General features: G+C 70.3%; 17 protein-coding genes and 4 pseudogenes. 10 read left to right on the top strand and 11 right to left on the bottom strand.

Annotated features, from left to right (window positions below; all coding sequences use genetic code 11):
• Positions 1-218: 218 nt before the first annotated feature.
• The 4 genes and pseudogenes from ACLGIH_RS01270 to ACLGIH_RS01285 all read right to left on the bottom strand — a co-directional run.
• Positions 219-1937 (bottom strand): acyl-CoA dehydrogenase family protein, encoded by a 1719-nt coding sequence (locus tag ACLGIH_RS01270; RefSeq protein ID WP_416523328.1) that lies wholly within the window; start codon positions 1935-1937, stop codon positions 219-221.
• Between the two features lie 182 nt (positions 1938-2119).
• Complete coding sequence (locus tag ACLGIH_RS01275) at positions 2120-2689, bottom strand: PadR family transcriptional regulator (RefSeq protein ID WP_416523329.1); 570 nt, start codon at positions 2687-2689, stop codon at positions 2120-2122.
• A 412-nt stretch (positions 2690-3101) separates the two neighbouring features.
• Complete coding sequence (locus ACLGIH_RS01280; protein WP_416523330.1) at positions 3102-4418, bottom strand: phytase; 1317 nt, start codon at positions 4416-4418, stop codon at positions 3102-3104.
• Between the two features lie 188 nt (positions 4419-4606).
• Positions 4607-4791 (bottom strand): annotated as a pseudogene (locus ACLGIH_RS01285) (IS256 family transposase); the annotation flags it as partial.
• Between the two features lie 403 nt (positions 4792-5194).
• On the opposite strand from ACLGIH_RS01285, the gene ACLGIH_RS01290 reads away from it, so the two are divergent.
• Complete coding sequence (locus tag ACLGIH_RS01290; protein ID WP_416523331.1) at positions 5195-5398, top strand: hypothetical protein; 204 nt, start codon at positions 5195-5197, stop codon at positions 5396-5398.
• A 365-nt stretch (positions 5399-5763) separates the two neighbouring features.
• Positions 5764-6237, top strand: a complete 474-nt coding sequence (locus ACLGIH_RS01295) for a GNAT family N-acetyltransferase (RefSeq protein WP_416523332.1) — start codon at positions 5764-5766, stop codon at positions 6235-6237.
• A 651-nt stretch (positions 6238-6888) separates the two neighbouring features.
• On the opposite strand, the gene ACLGIH_RS01300 is transcribed toward ACLGIH_RS01295, so the two are convergent.
• Complete coding sequence (locus ACLGIH_RS01300) at positions 6889-7473, bottom strand: TetR/AcrR family transcriptional regulator (RefSeq protein WP_416523333.1); 585 nt, start codon at positions 7471-7473, stop codon at positions 6889-6891.
• 116 nt (positions 7474-7589) lie between these two features.
• On the opposite strand from ACLGIH_RS01300, the gene ACLGIH_RS01305 reads away from it, so the two are divergent.
• Both ACLGIH_RS01305 and ACLGIH_RS01310 read left to right on the top strand, forming a co-directional pair.
• On the top strand, positions 7590-8465 hold the full coding sequence (locus tag ACLGIH_RS01305) for an NAD(P)-dependent oxidoreductase (RefSeq protein ID WP_416523334.1): 876 nt from the start codon (positions 7590-7592) through the stop codon (positions 8463-8465).
• A 31-nt stretch (positions 8466-8496) separates the two neighbouring features.
• Positions 8497-8824, top strand: a pseudogene (locus ACLGIH_RS01310) (transposase); the annotation flags it as partial.
• 69 nt (positions 8825-8893) lie between these two features.
• Here the strand turns inward: ACLGIH_RS01310 and ACLGIH_RS01315 are convergent.
• Positions 8894-9697 carry an MBL fold metallo-hydrolase gene (locus ACLGIH_RS01315; protein ID WP_416523335.1) on the bottom strand — a complete coding sequence of 268 codons (804 nt, stop codon included), beginning with the start codon at positions 9695-9697 and terminating at the stop codon, positions 8894-8896.
• A gap of 94 nt (positions 9698-9791) precedes the next feature.
• Here ACLGIH_RS01315 and ACLGIH_RS01320 point away from each other — a divergent pair.
• The 6 genes and pseudogenes from ACLGIH_RS01320 (at position 9792) to ACLGIH_RS01345 (ending at position 16824) form a co-directional block, all read left to right on the top strand.
• A pseudogene (locus ACLGIH_RS01320) lies at positions 9792-10164 on the top strand (VOC family protein).
• Between the two features lie 12 nt (positions 10165-10176).
• Positions 10177-11126 (top strand): annotated as a pseudogene (locus ACLGIH_RS01325) (IS630 family transposase); the annotation flags it as partial.
• Positions 11126-11293 carry a hypothetical protein gene (locus tag ACLGIH_RS01330; protein ID WP_416523336.1) on the top strand — a complete coding sequence of 56 codons (168 nt, stop codon included), beginning with the start codon at positions 11126-11128 and terminating at the stop codon, positions 11291-11293. The pseudogene ACLGIH_RS01325 and the gene ACLGIH_RS01330, both read left to right, overlap by 1 nt.
• Before the next feature lie 326 nt (positions 11294-11619).
• Positions 11620-12189 carry a M15 family metallopeptidase domain-containing protein gene (locus ACLGIH_RS01335; protein WP_416523337.1) on the top strand — a complete coding sequence of 190 codons (570 nt, stop codon included), beginning with the start codon at positions 11620-11622 and terminating at the stop codon, positions 12187-12189.
• A gap of 55 nt (positions 12190-12244) precedes the next feature.
• The gene (locus ACLGIH_RS01340) at positions 12245-15478 is read left to right on the top strand and encodes an AfsR/SARP family transcriptional regulator (RefSeq protein WP_416523338.1); all 3234 of its coding nucleotides are present in this window, start codon (positions 12245-12247) and stop codon (positions 15476-15478) included.
• A 59-nt stretch (positions 15479-15537) separates the two neighbouring features.
• The gene (locus ACLGIH_RS01345) at positions 15538-16824 is read left to right on the top strand and encodes a hypothetical protein (RefSeq protein ID WP_416523339.1); all 1287 of its coding nucleotides are present in this window, start codon (positions 15538-15540) and stop codon (positions 16822-16824) included.
• Positions 16825-17155: 331 nt separating this feature from the next.
• Here ACLGIH_RS01345 and ACLGIH_RS01350 read toward each other — a convergent pair whose 3' ends face one another.
• The 5 genes from ACLGIH_RS01350 to ACLGIH_RS01370 form a co-directional block, all read right to left on the bottom strand.
• Positions 17156-17890, bottom strand: a complete 735-nt coding sequence (locus ACLGIH_RS01350; RefSeq protein ID WP_416523340.1) for a dienelactone hydrolase family protein — start codon at positions 17888-17890, stop codon at positions 17156-17158.
• Positions 17891-18214: 324 nt separating this feature from the next.
• The gene (locus tag ACLGIH_RS01355; RefSeq protein ID WP_416523341.1) at positions 18215-18838 is read right to left on the bottom strand and encodes a class I SAM-dependent methyltransferase; all 624 of its coding nucleotides are present in this window, start codon (positions 18836-18838) and stop codon (positions 18215-18217) included.
• A 176-nt stretch (positions 18839-19014) separates the two neighbouring features.
• Positions 19015-19428, bottom strand: a complete 414-nt coding sequence (locus ACLGIH_RS01360; protein WP_416523342.1) for a hypothetical protein — start codon at positions 19426-19428, stop codon at positions 19015-19017.
• A 294-nt stretch (positions 19429-19722) separates the two neighbouring features.
• On the bottom strand, positions 19723-21138 hold the full coding sequence (locus ACLGIH_RS01365; RefSeq protein WP_416523343.1) for an FAD-binding oxidoreductase: 1416 nt from the start codon (positions 21136-21138) through the stop codon (positions 19723-19725).
• A 174-nt stretch (positions 21139-21312) separates the two neighbouring features.
• A complete protein-coding gene (locus tag ACLGIH_RS01370) occupies positions 21313-23202 on the bottom strand; it encodes an SMI1/KNR4 family protein (protein ID WP_416523344.1) in 1890 nt (629 codons plus the stop codon).
• Positions 23203-23220 lie beyond the last annotated feature (18 nt).

The raw sequence follows: 23220 nt of genomic DNA on the forward strand, positions 1-23220 counted from the left end.
CCGCGGGGGCCGGGCCCGGCCGGGGGCTTGCCTGTGCGGGCCGCCCGGCGAGGCGGCGGCAGGCGGTCCTGCCGCCCGTAGCCGGCGGTGCACGCGATTCGCCGTCCACCGACGGGCGTCGCCGGGGCAGGCCCGGCCGGACGCCGTTCGCCGTCCTGGGTCTCCGCGGGGTTCACGGGGGACCCGGAATGCGAGCGGCCCGGCCGGGCCGGCGTGGACTACGGGGCCATCTCGTAGGCGCCGGACAGTGCCTCGACGCGCTCCCATACGCGGCCGAAGCGGGCCTCGTCGACGACCGGGCGGCGGACGGCGCCGAGCGCCCAGTCCTGCTGCCGTTCTGTGGCGGAGTCCTTGCCGTGCAGTTCGACGGCGTGGCCCGAGAAGTCGCGGACCAGGACGGCGAACAGTTCGTCGAGCACGTCCTCGTCGAGCCCGGTGAGCCGGGCCTGTTCGAGGATCAGCTGACCGTGCACCACGAGCGCGAACAGCTGGCCGACGGCGAGCAGGAGGTCCAGGTCGTGGCTCTGCCGTTCGTCGGGGGCCGCGGTGGTGACGAAGTGGCACAGGGCGTCGGCCTGCTCGCGGAACCGGGCCACGTTGGGCACCGCGGCGTACGCGTCGAAGGCGGGGCGCCAGTCGTGGAACCGGATCGAGCCCAGTCCCCGGGCCGGGCCCTGCCGGAAGAGGAAGGTGTCGTCGGCCGCGTCGAGGCGGGTGGGCACCGCGGGGTGGTCGACCGGGTCGAGCAGGTGGTTCCGCATGAACTTCAGGATCAGTGCGAGATTGACGTGCACCGTGCCCTCGAGCTTGGGCAGGCCCCGGATCTCGATCGCGGCCTGGGCGAAGTAGTTGTCCTTCTCGAATCCCTTGGCCGCGATGACGTCCCACATCAGGTCGATGACCTTCTCGCCCTCGGTGGTGACCTTCATCTTGGTCATGGGGTTGAAGAGCAGGTAGCGGCGGTCGTCCGGGCCGGCCGAGCGGAAGTAGTCGACGGCGCGGTCGCTGAACAGCTTCATGCCGACCAGCCGTACGTAGGCGTCGACCAGCTCGCGCCGCACGTGCGGGAAGGCCGTGACGGGGCGGCCGTACAGGATGCGGTTGTGGGCGTGGGTCACGGCCTCGTACATGGCGTGCTCGCAGATGCCGATCGAGGCGGTGCACAGGTTGAACTTGCCGACGTTGACGGTGTTGAGGGCGGCGTCGAAGGCGGCGCGGCCGGTGTGCAACACGTCCTGGGGCGCCACGGGGTAGTCCTCGAGCCGGAACTCGCTGACGTACTTGGAGGAGTCGACGACGTTCTTGACCAGGTGGTACGCCGGGTGCCGGCTGTCGGCCGCGAAGAAGACGTACCCGTCGGGCCCCTCGACGTCCGTCCGGCGACCGAAGACGGAGACCAGTCCGGCGGCGTTGCCGTTGCCGATGTAGTACTTGGAGCCGGTCGCCCGGAAGCCGCCGTCGCCGTCGGGTTCCAGCAGCATGTCCGTGGAGTAGATGTCGGCGCCGTGGCTCTTCTCGGAGAGGCCGAACGCGAACACCTCGCCCTGCGTGAGGAGTTCGGCCGCGCGGGCGCGGGCCTCGGCGTTGTCGCTCTGCCAGACCGGGCCGAGACCGAGGATGGTGACCTGCCAGGCGTACCAGTAGTCGAGGCCGTAGAAGCCGAAGATCTCGTTGAGGGCGGCGATACGGGCGGTGTCCCAGCGCTGCTCCGGCCGGTCGCCGTCCGCGGCCGGGGTGAGGAAGGTGGCGAACAGGCCCTCCTTGGCGGCGAAGTCGAGGAAGTCCTGCAGCCAGGCGCGAGAGCGGTAGTCCTCGATCAGCCTGCGCTTGCCGCGGGTCTCGAACCAGTCGACCGTGGCGCGCAGCAGCCTGCGGGTCTCGGGGTCGAAGTGCGCCGGGTCGTACGTGCGCGGGTTGAACAGCAGCTGGTCGGCCATCAGGTATGCCTTCCGGGGGTCGGTTCGAGGTGCGTGGGCACGCACCGGGAGGGGTGGCTCACTGCGGCTCCGGCCGCCGGGCAGCCGGGCGGCCGGGCCGGGCGGCCGGCTCTGGCAGTGGGTCGAGGGGGGGTGGTCAGGGCTGGTGGGTGCCGGTCCACGCCGGGGCCGGCGCAGCGGACTCAGGCGGGGCCAGGCCGGTCGGCGCGGAGCCGGTGGAGGGTGTCGAGGACGTCGTCCAGCCAGGCGATGGTCATGCGCTCGAAGGCGATGCCACCGCGCAGGACGACGTGCTGGAGCTCCTGGCCGGTGTCCAGTGGCCGGGGGGCTTCGGGCCCGGTGAAGTCCCGTTGCTCTCCGTTGAGGTAACGCGTGAGCCGGTCGCTGTGCTCCTTGCGGTGGCGTTCGACCTCAGAGACCAGGGCCGCCGGGTCGTCGAAGGCGGCGCCCCGGATCTTCACGGCGAGACCGTGCCGGATGCTCTCCGGTTCGACGGGCCGGTGCAGCCAAGCGGAGAGCGCGGCCCGGCCGGGCGGCGTGACGGAGTACTCCTTCTTGTCCGGCCGGCCTTCCTGCGGCACATCACGGACCTCCAGGAGGCCGTCGCCCTCCATGCGCCCGAGCACACGGTAGATCTGCTGGTGGGTCGCGGTCCAGAAGTACCCGATCGACCTTTCGAACCGGCGAGCGAGTTCGTAACCCGAACCCGGCTTCTCCAGCAGCGAGACGAGGATCGCGTGTTCGAGCGCCATGCCTCGATCCTCTTATGCAACTCGTTGCATAGACAAGTCGCCGCCTCCGGATGAGACACGGGTCACCCGCCGCCGGACACGGCCGCCCAGCGCATAGAGCCCCCGGCGGAGTAACGGCCGCCGGCGGCAGCCCTCGGCAATGCCGGGCCTGACGGCGGTCACGGCGGCGGACGCGGCACGTCAGAGCGCTGCGGACCAGCTCGGCAAAGGCTGGCGCGACCCCCTCCCGGGGCCACGCCGGCCGTGATGGCGTCGGCGCGTCAGACGCCTTGCTGCCCGCCGTCGGCCTCTGCGGTGCGGTGGCCGGCCGGCACAGTGCCTGGCAGGCGGTACCGGCGACGTCCGGACGAGGACGCGGACGCGCGGTGGCTCCGGCCGTGTCGGGCGAGGCGGTGCGAGCGGACGGGCGAGGTCAGTCCGAGTCGCGGGGGTCGAAGGACTCGGTGTCGATCGTCAGCGGCTTGGGGAACGCGCCGGCGACGTCGTCCCAGCGGACGAACTTGAAGTTGGTGCCCTCGCGGTCGCCGTCGGCCGGAGTGGCCTCGCCGTCATGGGTGACCAGCATGCCCTTGGGGAAGGCCCGGCCGAGGGGCACATTGACGACGGTGGAGCCGTCGGAGTGCTGCACGCCGTCGGTGCCGCCGCCGGCCACGGCGAAGGAGCCGACGTAGTCGTTGTCCCCGTCGCGCTCGTACACGGCGAACGTGTCGTCGCCCTGGCTGGAGGCAAGGACGTAACCGGCGCCGTCCTCGCCGTGGTAGACGGTGACGCCCTCCGCGTCGGCGCTCAGACGCTCACCGCCGAAGCCGGGGTCATTGTCCGTGTCGAGGACGCACTCCTCCTCTTCGGCGTCGTATGCCCACGGTGTTCCGTACTCACGGACACGGTCGATCAGTTCGGGGTCCTCGAACTCCTCGTCGTCCAGGTCGATGCGCCACAGGCCGACGGTCTCCTGGGCGGCGTACAGCACGTGTTCCTCCTGGTCGACGGCCATGCCCTCGACCTGCGGGTTCTCACCGGGGTCCGCGCACGGGGTCCAGTGCGTGCCGTCGGGCAGGGTGAAGGCGGCGGGCAGGTCAAGGGTGTCCTCGGTCCGGTAACCGACGCGTCCGTCGCGGTCCTCCAACTGCAGCAGGCGCAGCCGCGTCTCCTCGCGCTGCGACACCACCACGTAGGCGGCGTCGTCGTCGCTGAAGGCCGTCAGCCCGTAGGAGGTGCGCTGCTCGTCCACCTCGGCCTCGTCCGCGGCGAAGACCGGCGAGGCGTCGGCGGCGGTGACGTCCCTCAGCGGCGGCTTGCCCGCCGCGACGGCAGCCGGGTCGATGACGTAGGCGCGGATACGGTCGCGGCCCCGGTCGCTGACCAGCGCGAGATCGGTCTCCTTGCCGTTCAGCTCGAAGCCGTAGACGATGTCGACGTTGTTGAAGCGGCCGGGCTTGGCCTCGTCGTCCGGGGCCAGGGGCGCCGCTATGTGCTGCAGCCGGCGGCCGTCGAGTCCGTAGACATCGAGGCCGGCCTCCTTCAGTGTGCCGATGACGATGCTGCGGCCGGGATTCTCGGGGTCGACCCACACGGCCGGGTCGTCGGCGTCGGCGTTGCCGCCGGCCTCGTCGTCGTACACCGTGGGAGTCTCGACGGCGGCCTTGACGGTCACCGGGACCGTGGGGCCGGTCACGAGGGTGAACGTGGTGGCGAGTGCGGTCAGGGTGCTGAGAGCGAAGGCGCTCACGTTACTCCTCAGTAGGAATGTGGTCGCCAGGAAGGCTATGGGTGCCCTGCAAAGGCAGCGGTACGCCGTCGTGAACGCCGGATAATCTTTTGGGGCCTTGCGTCCACCCCCGCTGGGCCGGCCCCAGAGCGGCACGGGGACACCCTGGCGACGGGCCTGTCAAACGAACGGTTCACCAGGGTGGTTGGTTACCGGCGGGCTGCTGAGAGCCGGCCGTCGAGGTGAAGTCGGAGGCGTGCAGCGCAGTCTTCCAGCTCATGGTCCGGCGGGCCTGGCCCTTGCCGGTGGGATCGAGCGACATCATCACCGTGTAGACGCACTTCAGCGCGGCCTGGTCGTTCGGGAAGTGCCTGCGGGCCTTGACCGGCCCGCGGCCCGCCGGATCGCGCTTCTCACGCCCGAGGTGATCGGTGATCTCGCCCTCCAGGGCGGACTGCTCCGGCAACCGCCTGGTCACCGCCGGAGCAGTCCGCCCTGGCCGGTCAGCCGGAGGCCCTCCGCCTGGACCCGGCTCACCAGCTCGTGGACCAGCCGGCCGTCCACGGCCTCCACCGACCCAGCTCGCCCTGGCCCAGGTCGGCCGCCGGGCTCGCAGGCTTGTCGCCCGGCCGCCCGTCATGACCTGGGAAGAGTCCTTGCAACCGGCAAGGCTGTCAGCCGGCCCTCCCACCACAAGGCAGGCACCAAGCCGCGGCGAACATCACAGCAGCACCGCAGTCGACGCCGTAAGTACGGGTACTCATGCGCGAATTCTGTGTACCACCTACCTTCGCGACGTGCCTACATACCCCACACGGCAGTCGTCAGCATCTGGAGGGAATGGCTGGTGCTGCTGCCTGCTGCTCGCTGTCCTGCCCGTCGTCTGGTTCATCGCCGCCCCCGTCCTACCGGAGCAGGTGTTCTGGTTCCCGTTCTGGTTGGGGGCCGTGATGTGGAACGGAACGGACGGCCAGGGCGGCATCAGCCACTTGCTCGGCTAGCGGACAGAGATCACGACTTTGGGAGCGATTGAGTTCGGAACGTGTTGGCCTGGCTGGTCGGCTGGTGCGTGATCAGCAGGTGACCTGGCGGGCGAGTACCAGTTCGGTGCCCTGCTTGCGGCGGGTCGCCCGCCGGGCGGATCGGCCGGGAGACCAGTCCGGCGATGGCCGGATGGGTCTCGGCGCAGGTCTCGCGACGGCCGGTGAACCGTCGCAGGACCGGCACTGTCCGTATTCGGCGTTGGTACCCCCACGCAGATCCGCCGGGAGGAGTGGTCGGCAGCCCCGGCCGTGGGTGCGCCAACGTGTCGTCGCAACTTGCTCGGCCCTTGCGGATTTTCGCCGCCACGGCCAGGGCGCCTGCCATGATCGTCATCATGGGGATACACATCGCACCGGCCGCGGTGGCCGACTTCCACCAGGTCCTGACTGATCACCCCCGCTACTGGGGCGAACGCGACCTTCGGTCGCTGCATCTTCTTGCCCTGGTGCAGGAGTTCGGTTCCACCTGCTTGGTTGCCCGGGCCGAGGACGGAATCCGCGGGTACATCTTCGGGTTCGTCACCCCGGACGGCACCGGGTACGTGCACCTGATCGCCACGCGGGACGATGCCCGTGGCACCGGTCTCGGGCGTCGTCTGTACACGGCGTTCGCCGAAGCAGCGGAACGCCACGGCGCGCAGAAGTTGAAGGCGATCACGTCTGTCGGGAACACCGGCTCGATCGCCTTCCACCGCAGCCTCGGCTTCGCCACGAAGATCGTCGACGACTACGACGGCCCCGGCCGGGCTATGGCCGTCTTCCACCGAGGTCTGCCGCTCAATGTCTCGCAGCCCTGACACACCAACCGTCACCGGTGATCCCTCCCCAGGTCGTTGGAGCGGCATGGGCACAGAGATGCCCAACGATCCGGCGACGGCTCACCACGGGATTTGGCAGTAGTGATCCGGCGGCAGAGTCAGCCCGAAAACCACCCCGTGTTTCCCGCGTATGCCGACCACGCTCATTACCGGAGGCTCATACACGACCCGGTAGGCGGTGGCGGGCGGTTCGGGCCCGGGGACCGGCGAGCCGAGCCTGGCCGGCCCCGGGTGAGGACGTGCCCGGCGTGAGACACCCCCTGCTGTCTGACTGGGACGGGTGGCCAGTGCTGACTGCCGCTCCTTGACTTCGTTCTGCTTCCCGGGTGAAAGGCTCGCGTGGAGCTGCTCGAACCCGGTAACCCGGTAACCCGGTCGCCGATATCCGAGCCCGCCGGACGCTGTTCCGCCAGGGCAGCAAGCTGACCCGTCCGGCACGAAGAGCAGTTGGCCTGCGGTCCTGGCGCAGATCAACTGCCTGAGCCTCATTCGTCGGCTCTGTGCCTTCGCCGACGAATGCGCCGAAGCGATATGACGGCTGCGACCCTGGTCAGGTGGCCCTGCCGGTATTGGGATGACGTCAACTCGGCATTGACCCCAGGTCTTGTCTCCCCGATCACAAAGTGGTCCTCAGGAGCGGGATGCTCCGTATGAAGCAATCAAGCGGGCCAGTTGTCGGCTCGTCGCCCGTAGTGGTTCGTCGCTGCGGTTGACCTGTGCCGTCACTTCGGCGCCTTCCAGTGCGCTGATGATGGTGGTCGCCAACTCGCGGGCGTCGTGGGCCCGGAAGCCGGAGCGCAGGAGCTTTTCGGTGACCGTCTGCTCCCAGCTGCGCAGTGCGTCGGCACATGCCTGCTGGATTTCGGAGTCGGTTCCCAAGGTTTCCAGTGCCGCTGCCGTGACCGGGCAGCCGTCGGTCCAACCCGACGCGCGCAGCCCTTCGGCGAGCTGCCGGGCGCAGGCCTCAACGCCCGCTCCCGGGTCCTCCTCGCTGTCCAGCGCGTCGCGGAGGACCTCGGCAAACTCCTGGCCGCTGTACTTGATGGCGGCGACGGCAACGGCCTCTTTGCCGCCCGGGAAGAAGTGATAGACGGAGCCCAGTGTGGCCTCCGCCTCCTTGGCGATCTGCTTGATGCCCGTGCCGACATAGCCCTGGCGCTGGAGGAGGCGCGCTGCGGCGATGACGATCCGGTCCCGGGTGCTGGTCTGTCCCATGCGCACACCCTACTGGTTAGAGCGCTCGTTTTAGAGCCGTGTTACATTACCCACCACGCCCTGGGTAGAGCGTTCGTTTTAGTCGCTTCGTCACTCGTACCGCGGAGGTCTTCCCAATGAGCAGCAAGCAGCCCGTGACCGTCATCGGACTCGGCCCCATGGGGCAGGCAATGGTCCACGCCTTACTCGGCAAGGGTCACCCCGTCACCGTCTGGAACCGCACCCTCACCCGTGCCGATTCCCTCGTCGCGCGCGGCGCCGTACTCGCGAAGAACGCCGAAGACGCCCTGACCGCCAATGAGCTGGTCATCCTGAGCCTTACCGACTACGACGCGATGTACGCCGTGCTGGAGCCGGCTTCCCACGCCCTGGCCTGCCGCGTGCTCGTCAACCTCAGCTCCGACACCCCGGAGAAGACCCGCAGCGGGGCGCGGTGGGTGTCCGAGCACGGCGCGGTCCACCTCACCGGCGGTGTCACTGTCCCGCCTTCCGGCATCGGGCAGCCCGAGTCGTCCACCTTCTACAGCGGGCCGCGCGAGGTGTTCGAGGCACACCGGTCGACCCTCGAAGTCCTGACCGGCACGGACTATCGGGGTGAGGACCCTGGCCTTGCCGCGCTCCTCTACCAGATCGGCATGGGCATGTTCTGGACATCCATGCTCAGTTACTGGCAGGCCATCGCCCTCGCCGACGCCAACGGCCTCACGGCGGCAGACGTCCTTCCGCACGCCACCGAGACCATGACCGGGATGCCGGGCTTCCTCTCCTTCTACGCCGAGCGCATCGATGCCGGCGAGCACAGCGGCGACGTGGACCGTCTGGCCATGGGCATGGCCAGCGTCGAACACGTTCTGCACACCAACGCCGACGCGGGCGTCGACACCGTGCTTCCGGCCGCCGTAGCCGCTCTGTTCCGGCGTGGCATGGACGCCGGGCATGCGGAAGACAGCTTCTCCAGCTTGGTGGAGGTGATGAAGACGGCCGGGCCGTAGTCGCAGCTCGACGAAATCTTCTGGTCTGAGCATCATCAGGCAAAACTTGACCGACGCCGAGTGGGTCGTGCTGGAGCCGCTGCTGCCTTCGACCGACAACCGGTGCGGCCGGTGGCGGGACCACCGTCAGGTGATCAACAGGATCCTCCACCGGCTCAGCACCGGGGCGCAGTGGAGAGAGTTGCCCGAACGCTTCGGCCCGTGGCCGTCCGCTGTCCTTGCTCATCACTCCGGGGCAGCGGGCCGACTGCACGCAGTTCGAGCCGGTCCTGGGCAAGATCCGTGTCCCCCGGCTGGGGCTCGGGCGTCCGCGCCGCACACCGAACAGCGTTGCTGCCGACAAGGCGTACAGCAACCGCAAGACGGGCTCCAGCTGTTCAGAGCCGTGGCCACTCGCTATGACAAGCGCGGATTTCCTTCGAACACGGTCAGCTCGGCGAGCGCACCGCGGCGGTCGTGGCCTGACCGATGGTGAAGGTGGCACCGGGCGCGGCATAGTCGACAGCACCGCCGAACCGGGCCGAGGCGCGAGCCACCGCCTGCCGGGGAGTGAGGAAGCGGCCGACATGCGTGACGATCAGCCGACCTGCCCGGGCCGCGCGGGCGGTGTCGCCGGCGTCCTCGGGGGTGTGGTGCACTTGGTCACCCTCGGCCGGTGCCTGTGCGCTCTCGGCCTCGCACAGCAGCACGTCACATCCCTCGGCCAGCTGCGTGAGGCTCGGGCACGGCGCGGTGTCCCCGGAGTACACCAACGACCTGCCGGCTGCCTCGATGCGCACGGCGAACGCCGGGATGTCGTGGACCACCGCCCGGCTGGTCAACCGCAGCGAGCCGATGGCCGCCCGGTGCCCGTCGTGCAGCTCGGTGACGGCGAAAGCGGATTCGATCGGACTGCGGGTCGATGTGTTGGTGAGGAACCCGGCCAGCCGGTCGGCGATTCCCGGCGGGCCGAAGAGGGGTATGGGCGCTGCCAGGCGGATGTCCGCGTACAGGGCGGCGTAGTAGGCGGTGAGCAGGTCCGCGCTGTGATCGGCGTGCAGGTGGGAGATCCAGATCGCGTCGAGCTCGTCCAGCCGCACATGCTGCTGCAGCGGGCCGAGCGTCCCGCTTCCCGCGTCCACCCAGATCCGGGTGTCGCCACTCGTCACCAGATAACCCGAACACGGGTTGTCCACGCTCGGGTACGGCGTCGCGCACCCCAGGACCGTAAGGCGAGGAAACTCATCACCCATCCTGGGATCCTAGTGCCGTATCAGGCAACGTTCGCCTCGTGGTTGGGGACGTGGTTCACGTCGTGGGTCTGTCGGTGTCTGCCAGCATCGGCGGATGCTGAGCATCGGAACGATCGTGATGGGGGCCGCTGATGTGCGGAGGGCCGCGGAGTTTTGGAGTCGGGCACTGGGCTACGTTCCTCGCGATGGTGAGGTGAAGGACGAACTGGGCGGTACTGGTGTCGGCTGACGGCTCCGGTACCGCACTGGCCCTCGACCTCAGTACGACGCCCGTGCAGGAACACCCGAGAATCCACCTGGACCTCTATGCCGACGACGCCGCCGATCAGGAAACCGAAGTGGCGCGACTGATTTCCCTGGGCGCTGAACGCATCGACTGGGACTTTTATCCGGACAACGCCGACTTCGTCGTGCTCGCCGATCCCGAGGGCAACCGCTTCTGCGTCATCGACACCAGTCACAGCTGACGGACCGGGGGGGCTCGGACGGTGCTGCTGTCGGCGCAGGGCATGGCGGTGGCGAAGATCGCCCAGGTCACTTTCACCAGCGCCGACCGGTCCGGGATGTGATCCGAAACCTCAACGCCGACAGCTTCGACTCCCTGTATCCGAAGTACAAGAGCGGGCGGCCGAAGACCTTCACACTGCCCGAGCGCCGCGAGATCAAGAAGATCGCGAGGTCCAAGCCGGCCGAGCACAGCCTGCCGTTCTCGACCTGGAGCCTGACCGAACTGACGGACTTCCTGGTCACCGAGGGGGTGGTCGACGGCATCAGCTACGAGGGCCTGCGCATCCTGCTCCGCGAGGAAGGCGTCTCCTTTCAACGCACAAAGACCTGGAAGACCTCCCGCGATCCGGATTACGCCACCAAGAAGGCGCGCGTGGAGACCTGTACGCGATCGCCGACGGCGAGGTCATCCGGTAGGAGGGCGAACCGGAGGCGGTGTTCTGCCTGGACGAGTTCGGCCCGCTGAACCTGCAGCCGCCCCCGGGGCGTCCGCACGGGGTGCGCACCTGTCCGCCGCCTACGACCTGGCCGAGGACAAGCTCTACGGCCATATCAAGAAGACCAAGAACCGGTCGAAGTCCCTGGAATTCTGCCGCTACCTGCGAATCCTCTACCCACCGGCGGTCCGCCTGGCGATCGTGTGTGACAACCACTCTCCGCATCAGACCACCAAGCGGTGCCGCCGGGTCGCCGACCGGGCAGAGGCCAACAACGTGGAGATCGCCTCACCCCGACCAACTCCTCGTGGCCGAACCGCATCGAGGCCCAGTTCACCGCCCTGCGCTACTTCACCCTCGACGACACCGACCACGCCAGCCACAAGGAGCAGGGCAGCATGCTCCGCCGCTACGTCATCTGGCGAAACGGCCATGCCGACGACCAGCGACCACGTGCCGTGGTCGCCAGGGCAAACGTTGCCTGATGCGGCACTGGTCGTCCGCCCGGGTCGTCGCTGTCTCCGGTGACCGCACCGCTCTGCACGTGCTGACCGGCAGGGCCAAGGGCGGCTACGCGGGGCTGGGACAGGATCGCGCCCCTCCTCGAGCCCGTCTGCACCGCACCGCCCGAGGAAGCCGCCTGGACCGGTGACGCCATGTCCGTCCGGACGGCACACGGCGGCCCCACGCGTACATCCCGGCCGGGGCGGTCGACGAGGACGGGCTGCACCGGCTCGCCCACCCCGGCCTTACGGCGAGGCCTACCGTTACCCCGCGCCGGCTGGCGACGGCGCCTCCGGCGTCGAGCAGTGGCGCTCGCTGACCTGGGCGCAGACCGCCGAGCGCGGCAGAGCGATCGCGGCCGGGCTGCTTGCCCCGTCACCCATCGGTCATGGGCCATCGGCCATCGGCGTTGAAGGATTTCCGCTCGTCCTTGAAGGATTTCTCAAGCCGGTCGTGGCAAGGTGCCGCCGGTCGGTGTCCATGCCGTCGGAGGACAGAGTTCTGGAAGAGGTGACCCAGCCGGGTCCGGAGATGACCGCGGTCCCGGTGCGCGAGTGCGGCGAGAAGCTGGTCGATCTGCGGGCGGTGCGCGCGCTGCGGCTCGCCGGCCGGCTCACGCCGTCGGCGCCGGCCCTCCTGCGGCTGGGAGTCGTGGACCGCCTGGTCACCGCGCAGACCATGCTGCCGGAGGGGCTGCGGCTGCTGGTCCTCGGCGCGTATCGGCCCGCCCTGGCGAGGACCCGGCCCGGATGCTCCGGGCACGAGACCGGTGCGGCAGCCGACCTGACCCTCTGCATGACCGACGGCGCCGAACTCTGGCCGGGATCCGTCGGGTTCTGGCCGGATACGGCGGCGGATTCCCGTACGGCATGCCCTGCGCCCGACCCCGTCGCAGCGGAGCACCTGAGTGTGCTGAGTCAAGCGTTGAGCTTCGCGGGGCTGAGTAACTACCCTGGAGCGTGGTGGCATTGGTCCCACGGTGACTGTTCCTGGGCGTATCAGCGGGGTGTCGGCCATGCGAGATACGGCCCTGTCGATCGCTGAGTGACGGCCCGCCTGTCGGCCACTGCCGCCTCACAGCGTCGTTGAGGGGGACAGCGTGCTGCACTTGAGGCTGCTCGGCCCGGTCGAGGCCGACAGCGGGGACGGCCGGATCGAACTCGGCGGGGCCAAACCACGCGCCCTGCTCGCGGCGCTGGCGCTGGACCCCGGCCAGGTGGTGCCCGTCGACCGGCTCGTCGACGTCGTGTGGTCCGAGGACCCGCCGCCCAGCGCCCGCGCCCTCATCCACTCCTACGTCTCCACCCTGCGCCGCTCCTTCGCCCGGGCGGGACATCCCGAGGTCATCGTCACCCGCGCGCCCGGCTACGTGCTGCGCCCGGAGTCGGTCACGGTGGACGCGGACCGCTTCACCGCTCTGTGGAGGCAGGCCAAGGACCGCACCGCCGCGCGGGACTTCGCCGGGGCTGCGACACTGCTGCACGAGGCCAGGGCGCTGTGGCGCGGCCCCGCCCTCTCCGGGCTGGCGGACTCGCTCCTCGGCGGGGAGGCCCGGCGCCTGGACGAGCTGCGGACCTCGGCCGCCGAGGAGTTCTACGCCGCCGAGCTGGCTCTGGGCCGGCTGGATCACCACGCGGAGCTCACAGCCCTGGTCGAGGCGCACCCGGTCGACGAAAGGCTGCGCGGCCTACTGATGGTGACCCTCTGCCGCCTGGGCCGCCAGGCGGACGCCCTGGCCTGCTACCGGGCGGGCCGCGACGCCCTCGTCGAGGAGCTCGGCATCGAGCCGGGGCCCGAACTCAACGCTCTGCACGCGGCCATCCTGCGCGGTGAGGACGACCGGCTGCCCGAGAGCCCGCTCAGCCCGCCCGTCTCCGGGGGCCACCGGCCTCCGGCCCACCTCCCGCCCGGATCAGGGGACTTCTCCGGACGGTGCGCGGAACTGCGCCTCCTCACCGAGGGTTTGACGGTCAGGGCGAGCGCGGTACAGGTGGTGGCCGGGCCCGGCGGCAGCGGCAAGTCGGCGCTGGCGGTCCACGCGGCACACCAGGTGGCGGGGCACTTCCCGGACGGCCAACTGTTCGCGGAACTACGGGGCATGTCCGACTCCCCGGCCACCACGGACGAGACCCTGGGCGGCTTTCTGCAGGCGCTGGGTGTGCCGGACGGACTGCTGCCCCCCAGCACCCAGGCCCGGGTGGAGCTCTACCGCACCCTGCTCGCGGAGCGGCGGCTGCTGATCGTGCTCGACGACGCCGCGAACGAACAGCAGGTGCGGCCCCTGCTGCCGGCGGGCAGCGACTGTGCCGTGCTGATCACCGCACGGGACCGGCTGGGCGGGCTCGCGGGGGCGCGCCTCACCGAGCTGGACGTCCTGGCGCCCGAGGAGGCGCTCTCCCTGTTCACCACGATCGTCGGTGCGGACCGGGTGCGGGCGGAACCGGACGCGGCGCTCCGCATCCTCGCCGCGTGCAGCCACCTGCCGCTGGCCATCCGTATCGCCGGAGCCCGCCTGGTGATGCGCAGCAGACTGCCGCTGGCGGTGCTGGCCGACCGGCTGGACGACGAACGCCGCCGGCTCGACGAGCTGTGCGTCGGGGACCTCGCGGTACGCACCACCATCAGCCTGAGCTTCCAGGTCCTGGACGAACAGGCCCGGACGGCGCTGGGGCGGCTCGGCCACCTGGGGCTGCCGGACTTCTCCAGCTGGGTCGTCGGCTGGCTGCTGGGAGTGGCGGAGGCCGAGGCGCAGCAGCTGCTGGAGGCGCTGGTCGACACCCAGTTGGTGGGCTTCACGGGCGTGGACACGGCGGGCGCCGACCGCTACCGCCTGCACGACCTGGTACGGCTCTTCGCCCGGGAGTACGCGGAGGAGAAGGAACCGGCCGACGTCCTGCGGGCGGCCGTGGAAGCGCCCCTGCGCGGCTGGCTGGGGCTGCTGCACGCGGTCGCGGCGAGCCGTCCACCGGCGGAGATGGTCTGGCAGCCCAGTCACATCCAGGCGGGTGCTGTGGTGGGTCGTGATTCGGCTGCGACGCCGTCGTGGCCGGACGCGCCCCGCGGCGGAGCCGCACATCGATACGGTCCCCCGCCCCTTGCGCCCCTTCGGGACGCTGCCGTACCGCCGCCGCCCGAGCCGCCCGGCGACTACATCGAGCACGTCTGGCAGCCGCACCCCGCCACCCCGGCCCCGCCGCCCGACCTGCCCCGTGTCTACACCGAGCGGGTCCTCGCCGACGTCGCCGGATGGCTGGCCGGTGAGGAGCCCGCGCTGGCGCTTGCCGTTGAGCGTGCCGCCGCGCTCGGCCTGGACCGGCTGGTGTGCGAGGTGCTGTCGGCCCACACGGCGGTCGAACTCGGCAACAACCGCTTCGAGTTCCGTGAACGGATCACCGGCCTCGCCCTTGAGGCCGCCCGGCGCGTCGGCGACCAGCGCAGCAGGGCCGCCATGCACGCCGAACTCGCCCAGATGCGCTATGCGCAGGACCGGTTCACCGAGGCCCGGGCACACTACGGGGAAGCGCTCGACGGCTTCCGCATCGAGCACGATGTCCGGAGCCAGGCCACCGCGTTGGCCGGTCTGGGCACCGCATGCCGCGAGCCCGGGCATCTGACCGAGGCTCTGCACTTCCTGGACCAGGCCGGCGTCCTGCTGCGGGCCCTGGACGACCACCGCGGCATCGCCTACGTCCACCGGATCCGCGGCTCGGTCCGGCTGGAGCAGGGGGACTACCCGGGCGCGCGGGACGACATCGACGTATCGCTGTGGGGATACCGCAAGGCCGGCAGCCGCCGCGGTGTCGCCCTGGCACTGCGCACCGAGGGCCTGTACCACCGTGCCCGCGGCGACTACGACGAGGCATTGCGTACCTGCGCCGAGTCCGCCGAGATCTTCGCCGGGCTCGGGGACGAGCTGATGCGCTCCTACGCGGTACGGGCCCACGCCAAGGTGCAGTTGCGGCTGGGCCGGGGTGCCGAGGCGCTGCCCCGGCTGGAATGGGCGCTGGGAGTGGCCGGCAGCGCGAACGACCGCTTCGGACAGGCGGTGACGCTGCGGGTGATCGGGCAGCTGCATCTGGCCGAGGGACGTCCCGCCCTCGCACTGAGCTGCCTGAACTCCGCGATGGCCCTGTGGGAGGCGATGGACGTCCAGTTGTGGCGGGCCCGTACCGAGTACGACCTGTCCCTCGTCCACGCCGCGCTGGGTGACACGACCGCCGCCCAGGCGGCCCGGACCCACGCCATGGGCGTCTTCGCGGACCGCGGCGCCCGCGAACACGCCGAGCTGACAGGCCGGTTGGAGGTCGGCGCAGATCAGTTGAAGGTCGATTAAAGGGGGCGCGCCGAGGCTGTGCGGTGCAACGACCGCTCACTCCTCTGGGGGAAAACACCATGCGCAGAACCCTGCGGCGCTTGGTGACGGCGATGACCTGCGCGCTCGCCGTCACCCTGCTCGCCCTCACCACCGCCGTCGTCAGTGAAGTCTCCGCACCCACCACCGCCCACGCCTCGTCGGTCGGCGGGTCGATCAGCCGCAACGAGGTCCTGAACCGGGCGAAGTGGTGGATCGACAACTACGGCGTCATCTACAGCCAGAGCATGGCGGACGCCAAGCCGTCCGTGACCGGCGAGAAGTACCGGCCGGACTGCTCCGGATTCGTCTCCATGGCGTGGCGGCTGCCCAAGGTGAGTGGCAATGACCGCTGGACGGGCAACCTCAACTCGTTCGGCGACACCGCCACCTTCTCCAACCTGGACAATCTCCAGCCGGGCGACGCGATCCTGGGCAAGGACGCCGGCCATGTCGCCCTGTTCCACCGGTGGACCGACTCCAGCAAGACCAGCATGCAGGTCTACGAGGAGTACGACTGGGGCAAGGCAGGCCGGCACGCCACCCACACCAAGTCGTATTACGAGAACGCAGGGTTCGCAGGCGTCCGCTACGACGAGATCGTCAACTCCACCGGCCCCGCCGTCGTCTACGGCGCCATGAGCGACGGCCGCCTCACCTACACCCGGCTCGACACGGAGACCGGCAAGCGGACCCACGGCGCGGTGACCTCCACCGCCAAGCTGGGCTTCACCCCCAAGGCCATGGCGACGCTCAACTTCAACACCGTCCTCGTGACCTCCACCGCCGGCCATCTCTACCGGGTCGACATCATCACGAACAACACCTCGCTGTCCTTCTCCAAGCCGGTCGACCTGGGCAAGGGCTGGACCCATGACCTGCTCACCTACGACGGAAGCGGCCACCTCTTCGGCATCGCCGACGGCACTCTGCGCCGCTACAACATCGGGGCCGCCAAGCCCAGCGCCTCGCACATCACCGGGAACACCATCATCGACACCGGGTTCACCCTGAAGACCCTCGGCTCCACGGGCCCCGACTGGCTGCTGGGCACCACCAGCGCCGGGAAGCTGCTCTCGTACCGGATCGACGGCGCCGGCGACTGGACCCGCTACGAGCTGAAGTCGTCCACCTGGCAGGTCATGGACGCCCTGATCACCCCGGGCGGCGGCGCCTTCTACGGCCACCGTGCCGAAGGCTCCATGCACGCTTACGTCGACACCCTCCCGTACAACGGCAGCGGCGCCGACCTGCGTGGCACGGGCACCGTGGACAGCAGCGGCTGGACGCAGACCCTGCTGTCCGCCCAGCCCCGCACCGCGGCCTAGCGGCAATGCCGTGCAGCGGCAGTCCCGCTGCACCGTTGCCGAGACCCAGAGCGACAGGTTGGACGACAATCCGGTCAGCCGGCTGATCGAACACGTCTGGCCGTCGCATCCGCTGTGGCGTTCCGGTCGGGCCCATCCGCCTGACCGGAACGCGCCGGCATGAGCGCCCCGGCTGGCCGCCTGGTCAACCGGGGCGCTCAGGTCGCGCGTCCACCGTGTGCTGCACCACCGTGACGGGACACCGTTTCCCGCCGCTGCCGTCGGGGTGCCCGGGCGAGCTCCGGCCGCTGCGGAAGCCGGCGCGCGACCGGAAGGGCAACAGCCTCTCAGCTCAGCCGTTGGCCAGGGTCCGGTCGAGGAGGGGCAGCAGGCGGTCCCAGTGGCGCTGCAGCGCGGCAGGGTCGAAGGCATCGGTGTCGGACATCGTGAAGCCGTGGACGGTGCCGGGGTAGACCTCGGAGGTGTAGCTGAGCCCCGCGGCGTCCAAGGCCTGGTTGAGTTCGCCCAGGGCCTCGGGCGACATGTCGCCTTCTGCGTGGCCGAGGTGGACCTGAGCCGTGATCTCGGTGAGACTGTCGGGCCCGTCCGCGCCCACGGGGCAGTGGAATCCGGCGACGGCGGCCACCTTGTCGGGGTGGGCCGCGGCGGTGCGCATCGCCAGGAGGCCGCCGATGCAGTAGCCGGTCACGGCGACCGGTCCGGCGCCGACCTCGGGCTGGGTGGTGAGGAACCTGAGGTAGGCGTCGGCGTCGCGCAGGACGCGTTCGGCGGTATGTGCCTCGATCAAGGGCATCAGCTGGGCGAAGAGCGCCGGCCGGACCTCTTCTCCGATGTGGTCGGGAAGTCCGATCGCCGGTGCCGGGCCGTGCCGGTAGAAGAGGTTGGGGACGAGCACGTAGTACCCGTGCCCGGCCAGTTCGCGGGCCATCGCCCGCAGCGCGGGCCGGAGGCCGAAGCCGTCCGCGTACATCAGCACCCCTGGGTGCCGCCCGCCGCCGTCGGGGAAGGCCGCGAAAGTGTCGGCCTGGCCGTCCGCGGTGGGAATCCGCAGCATCTTGGTGGGCATGAGTTCTCCTGTCGTGGTTGACGTGTCGAGCTGTGATCAACACGGCAGGAGGCGGAGCCCGCGCAGCAGCGCCAGATCCTCGATCCGGCAGTGGGCCGGCGCCGGCCCGTACGGCGCTCAAAGGAGCGCCGGGTCACCAATCTGTGTGTGGCGCAGTGCCGTCCCGGTAGTCATCGCCGGACAACCTAGCCCACCGATCAGGATCGATGCCAGCCTTCCCGGTCCCCAGCGCTGTTCACGAGAACGATCTCGGTCAGTACCCCGGGTCCCGCCCTGGACACCCCGCCGACCGGGGCGAGCACGATGCAGTCGCACGGGCACTGGTCAACGAGGCCGTCGTGCCCAGAACAGCACATGGCCCGCGTCCCCCTCCGGGACGAACTCTTCCCTCTCGACCACCAGGCCACTGACGGTGATCCAGTCCCGACTGGTGCCGGCATCGGCATGGCTCCACCACATCGCGACGCCGCTGCCCAGCCAGTCCTCGTCCGTGCCAGTCCACTCGTGCTGACCAGTGCTGCACAGGAACCAGCCGCCGGGGCGAAGCCACGAAGCGATCTTCTGCAGCAACGGACGCTGTTCGTCCAGTGGGATGTGGATCAGGGCGTAGAGGCACACCACGGCATCGAACGACTCGACCGGGAAGTCCACCGAGGTGGCGTCGGCCCTGATGAAGTCGGCTCGAGGCACGCGTTCTCGAGCTCGAAGGATCTGCGTCTCGCTGATGTCGACGCCGGTGACGTGGTGGCCCGCATGCGACAGATCACGAGCGACGGGCACTCCGCCGCCGCAGCCGAGGTCCAGCACCCGGCTGCTGCCCCGAAGCCGAGCGTTCAGGCTTTCCGTCCACATGCGGTACTTCGAGTCGGAGTCGTACGCCTCGTCATAGCGGACTGAGAGGGCGTCGTAGCCGCGTCGAACCAGATCTTTCGGGTCTCCAAGCGTCACGGTGAACGACGCTAATCCCTTGGTCCGGACCAGACGACCTCTTTTCTCAGGGGTGGGGCCCTCACTGTCGTGAGGGCCCCACTGCGCTCCGGGCGGTATGGGATCAACGCGCGCGGTGGCGAGACGGGTCGTCGGGTCGCGGCACCCGGCCGGTCGGCGCCGGCCGCCGCTGCAGACTACGGGTAGAGCTTGATGCTGTTGATCGGCGTGATGTCGGCCACGCCGACGGTGTAGCTGTTGATGATCAGGCCGGTGCAGTTGGCACCGTTGTACCCGTAGCACAGCCGGGCCTTCGCGCCGGAGTGCTGGTTGTTGAAGACCCACTTCGTGCCGTACTGGTTGTTGAGGTTGTGGGCGCCGTACTGGTACCAGCGGTGGCTGGGTCGGCCGGCGTTCCAGTCGGCCTCGTTCTGGTACATGCAGACATAGCCGACCTTGCAGCCCGCGTAGTCCCCCTGCACCCCCTGTTCACCGGCCTGCGCGGTCGCAGCCGTGCCGGCGAGAGTACCGGTGGCGAGTGCCAGTGCCACGGCGGTTCGCCTCATCTTCTTGAGCATCGCTTCCCCCTCGTGGACGAGTCCCAGCGGCACGGCGTCGCTTCTCCGCGCGCTGGTTGCGTAATCAGCATTCTCACGAGCGGTCCGTGGCGCGTGAACCTGGCATGTGTCAGGTTGACGCCTGTCCTTCACCGAGTCCGAGTCCGCGAGTGGGCAGCGCTTGAGGAGCCAGGTGACGCCGGGTGGCCCGGGCGAGGACAGAGGACGCGGTCACCGCCGCGTCCTTGTTCCGGCCGCCGCGGCCAGCTGGTCGACACCGCGCGGTAGGCGGTGCCGAGCCCCGCCGGAGGTGAGGGCGACCGCCCGCATCACGGCCTGCTCGCACGCTCAGGGCCTGCGCGCGGCCGGTGCGAACAGGCCCTCCGGGTCGTACGAGGCGCGGATCCGCTCGAGACGCTCCTCGTGCCGACCGAAGATCGCGCCCCGCAGTTCATCCGCATCCTCGCTGAGCCCGGCGAAGTTGACGTACGTCCCGCCGCTCGCGAACGGCTTCAGCGCGTCCCACGCCGAGCGCGCCCAACCTGTCCCGGTCTCGTCCAGCGCGGGGTCCTGCCAGCCCGCGTCGAAGCTCACGTTGTAGCGCGCGGACCGGTGCGCGAACGCGCTGTCGTCGCCGCCGACGCGGGCCACCGCGCCGCCCAGCGTCCGGACGACGGTCAGGCTCTCCGGAGTCGGCCGCCGGGAGTCCCAGTCGACCAGGGTCTTGATGGCCTCATCGCTCAGCTCGTCCAGGAAGAGCGACTTCATGAAGTAGCGGCCCCCGTCAGGGAACAGTTCGTCCTGCGAGCTCTGCAGTGCGACGTACGGGACGGTTTCGCTCATGTCGATGAGCGGCGGGCCGAGTTGACGCTGCGGCGCCAGCGCGGCGGTGGCGTCGGCACCCGGCGGGCCCGCGCACATGGCGGCCGCGAACACGACATTCGACCCGTGCAGGTCCTGCGGGATCGCGGGATCAGGAGGGATGCTCCAGAGGGCGAGTTCCGGTGTGACCGTCTCCGGAGTGGCGTCTGTGGCGTCGCGCCACGCCCGCAGGACGGCCTCGGCCCGCTCGTACGGGTGGAGGACCTGCACCGCGGCGACCTCGGGGCCGAGCGGGTGCAGGTCGAACTCGAAGGATACGACCACCCCGATACCCCGGCCTCCGCCACGCGCCGCCCAGAACAGGTCGGGCTCCTGGTCCCGGCTCGCCGTACGCACCACGCCGTCGGCGGTGACGATCTGGAGCGAGCGGAGAGAGTCGCAACTGAGACCGTGTGCCCGCATCACCAGCCCGAGGCCGCCGCCGAGCGTCAGCCCCGCGATCCCGGTGACCGAGACCTCCCCGCCCGGTGCGGCCAGCTCGTGCAACTGGGTCTCACGGTCGAGTTCGCCCCAGGTCACCCCCGCCTGCGCCCGCGCGGTGCGGGCGGCGGGGTCGACGTGCACGCCCTTCATCCGCGAGAGGTCGATCACCAGACCGTCGTCGCACACCGCGCTGCCCGCCACCTGGTGCCCGCCACCGCGGATGCTGACGACGGGACGGTGCCTGCGTGTGACGCGTACCGCCTCGACGACGTCCGCGGTACCGGAGCAGCGGGCGATGAGCGCGGGGCGGCGGTCGATCAGGCCGTTCCATACGGCGCGGGCCTCGTCATAGCCGGGATGCCCGCGGCCGATCACCTCACCGCGGAGCGAGGAGCGAAGCTGATCGGCGATCGCCCGCTCCGCAGCGGCTGTCGATGCGGGCCTCTGCTCGTCCGGCATCGGCGTCACCTCCCCCGGTGCGCGCTGCTGCCCGTCGCTGCCTGTCCTTCCACGCTAGGCCGGAGTCGTCGGACCCGCATGCGGGGCCCGACGACTCCCCGGGAGCACCCGGAAACACCACGGCCGGTCGTCACCAGTGGGCCCGCGGCGCTCCACGGGCGTGCCCGGCCGGGCTCAGGACGGGCGCCGCCCGAAGCTGAGACAGGCGAAGCCCTCGCCCGCGCGTGGCGCCCGGGTCCAGGACCGGGTGGTGAAGGTGCAGAGCCTGCCTCGGGTCAGCGCGAAGCGGGGAAGGGAGAGGCCCAGTTCGGTGTGCAGCGCCTGCAGGAGGCGCCGTTCGTTGTCCGGCTCGGTGTCCTCCGGGTGAAACAGCCGTGCGGGCTCCAGGGCCTCGGGTATCGTGCCGGAGCGCTGGATCTGCGTACCCCGCATGGTGAAGGCGTAGAGTTCCTCGCCGTGCTCGGCCACCGACAGGTGGAACGCGGCCGGCCGGTCCTGCAGGGACGAGATCCTCGGCTCGCGCCACACCACCACCGCGCGGCCGGACGAGGAGGCGGCCGCGGCAGGGGACAGAAACCGTTCGTTCAGGTAGTGGCGGGAGTGGCCGTCGTAGGCGAAGGCCCACCCTTCACCCGTGCGGCCGACTGCGACAACGGCCCGGTCCTCCCAGAGTTCCACGCCCTCCCGCTCATGGGGCTTGGGCGCCCGCCAGGAAGCCCTCTGCGCTTCCACCGGCGCGCTCAGTCCGGCGCCTTCCTCGCCGATCAGGGCGGGCAGGCGGGCGGGGTCGACCCCCTCAACCCAGACACAGCGGTAGCCGTCGAGCGATGGCTGGTTCGCGACCGGCTCGGCAAGCCAGGCGAGGCCCGGCGGATCGAGATCGGGCACCGGCGCGGGAGCGGGGCCCCTCTCCCCGGCCCGCGGTGTTGCGAGGATCTCCCGCCCACGCTCCGGAGTGACCAGCGGACCCAGGACCGGATCGGCGAGCAGACCGATCGGGGCGATCAGCAAGGGCCCCGGCGCCTCCCACAGCGGGAGCGCATCCCGCAATCTCCGCCACGCGGCGTCGCCCGCCCCCCAGCGGGCCGACTCCCGGGCCTCGGCTACGGCACTGCCCCATGGACCGGAAGGCGCGTAGCGATGGGTGCCGGCGCGCATCGTCCTCAGGACGGCCTCGGCGGTCTTCCGGGCCACCCCGCGGGCGGCCATCATCCCCAGCCAGTGGTCGTCCCCGCCCAGCCGCCATGCGCCGCTCGCGGGCCCCATGGCCTGCACGGGCAGAATCTCCGGCAGGTAGCAGGGGGCCGCCGCCAGGTCGCCGTAGTCGAAGGAGCTGCGCGGGGCCAGTAGATGCCGGAGCTGGTTCAGCAGGACGGCGCTTCGGGGCCTTCCGAAGGACAGCGCCTCGTCGAGCAGGGGCAGGGCCTCCTCGTACCGTCCACGCAGGGCCAGCAGGCGGGCCTCCTCCACGTGGGCGTCCTGGGCGCGCGTGGTGGCGTTCACGAAGTCGGGCGTCTGCGCCCGGTCGGCGTGGAAGCCGCGGTACATGGCCTCCATGTACGCGCGAAACGACGGGTAGCGGTCCGGCGGTTCACCGCTCCAGCCCTTGTAGACGTAGAGCGCCCACTCGCCGTCCTGGTCGCTGTCGCCCGGGTCGAGCAGGGCGTGGGACATGTCGGAGTCCGTCTCCAGCCGTAGCGCCCGTTGCCACATCCCGGCCAGCCGGACGTCCTCCTCGCGCGGGGTGCCGCCCAGGTTCTGCTCGTACAGCGGGGTCATGCCGTACGGATCCCGGAACCAGTCGATGTCCGAGGTGCCGCCGAGTTGACAGATCCCGGCCACTTGGTCGACGTGCCACCCGTCGCTCGCGGCCAGGAACTCCCGGTACGAGGGCGGCAGCCGCCGTCCCAGCCGCTCCTCGGCTGCGGCGATCGCCGCCTCGTCCGCCCCGGGCCTGCCAGGATTCTGCTCGCCTTCCTCTTCCTCGTCGGCGTCCGGACGCGGAACCCATTCCTCCTGCCACCGGCCCAGGAACTCGTGCCAGTTGGAAGACTCATTGCTCATGGCTGGATGGTGTCACCC

Source organism: Streptomyces hamibioticus, from assembly GCF_047946815.1.
Taxonomy (GTDB): domain Bacteria; phylum Actinomycetota; class Actinomycetes; order Streptomycetales; family Streptomycetaceae; genus Streptomyces.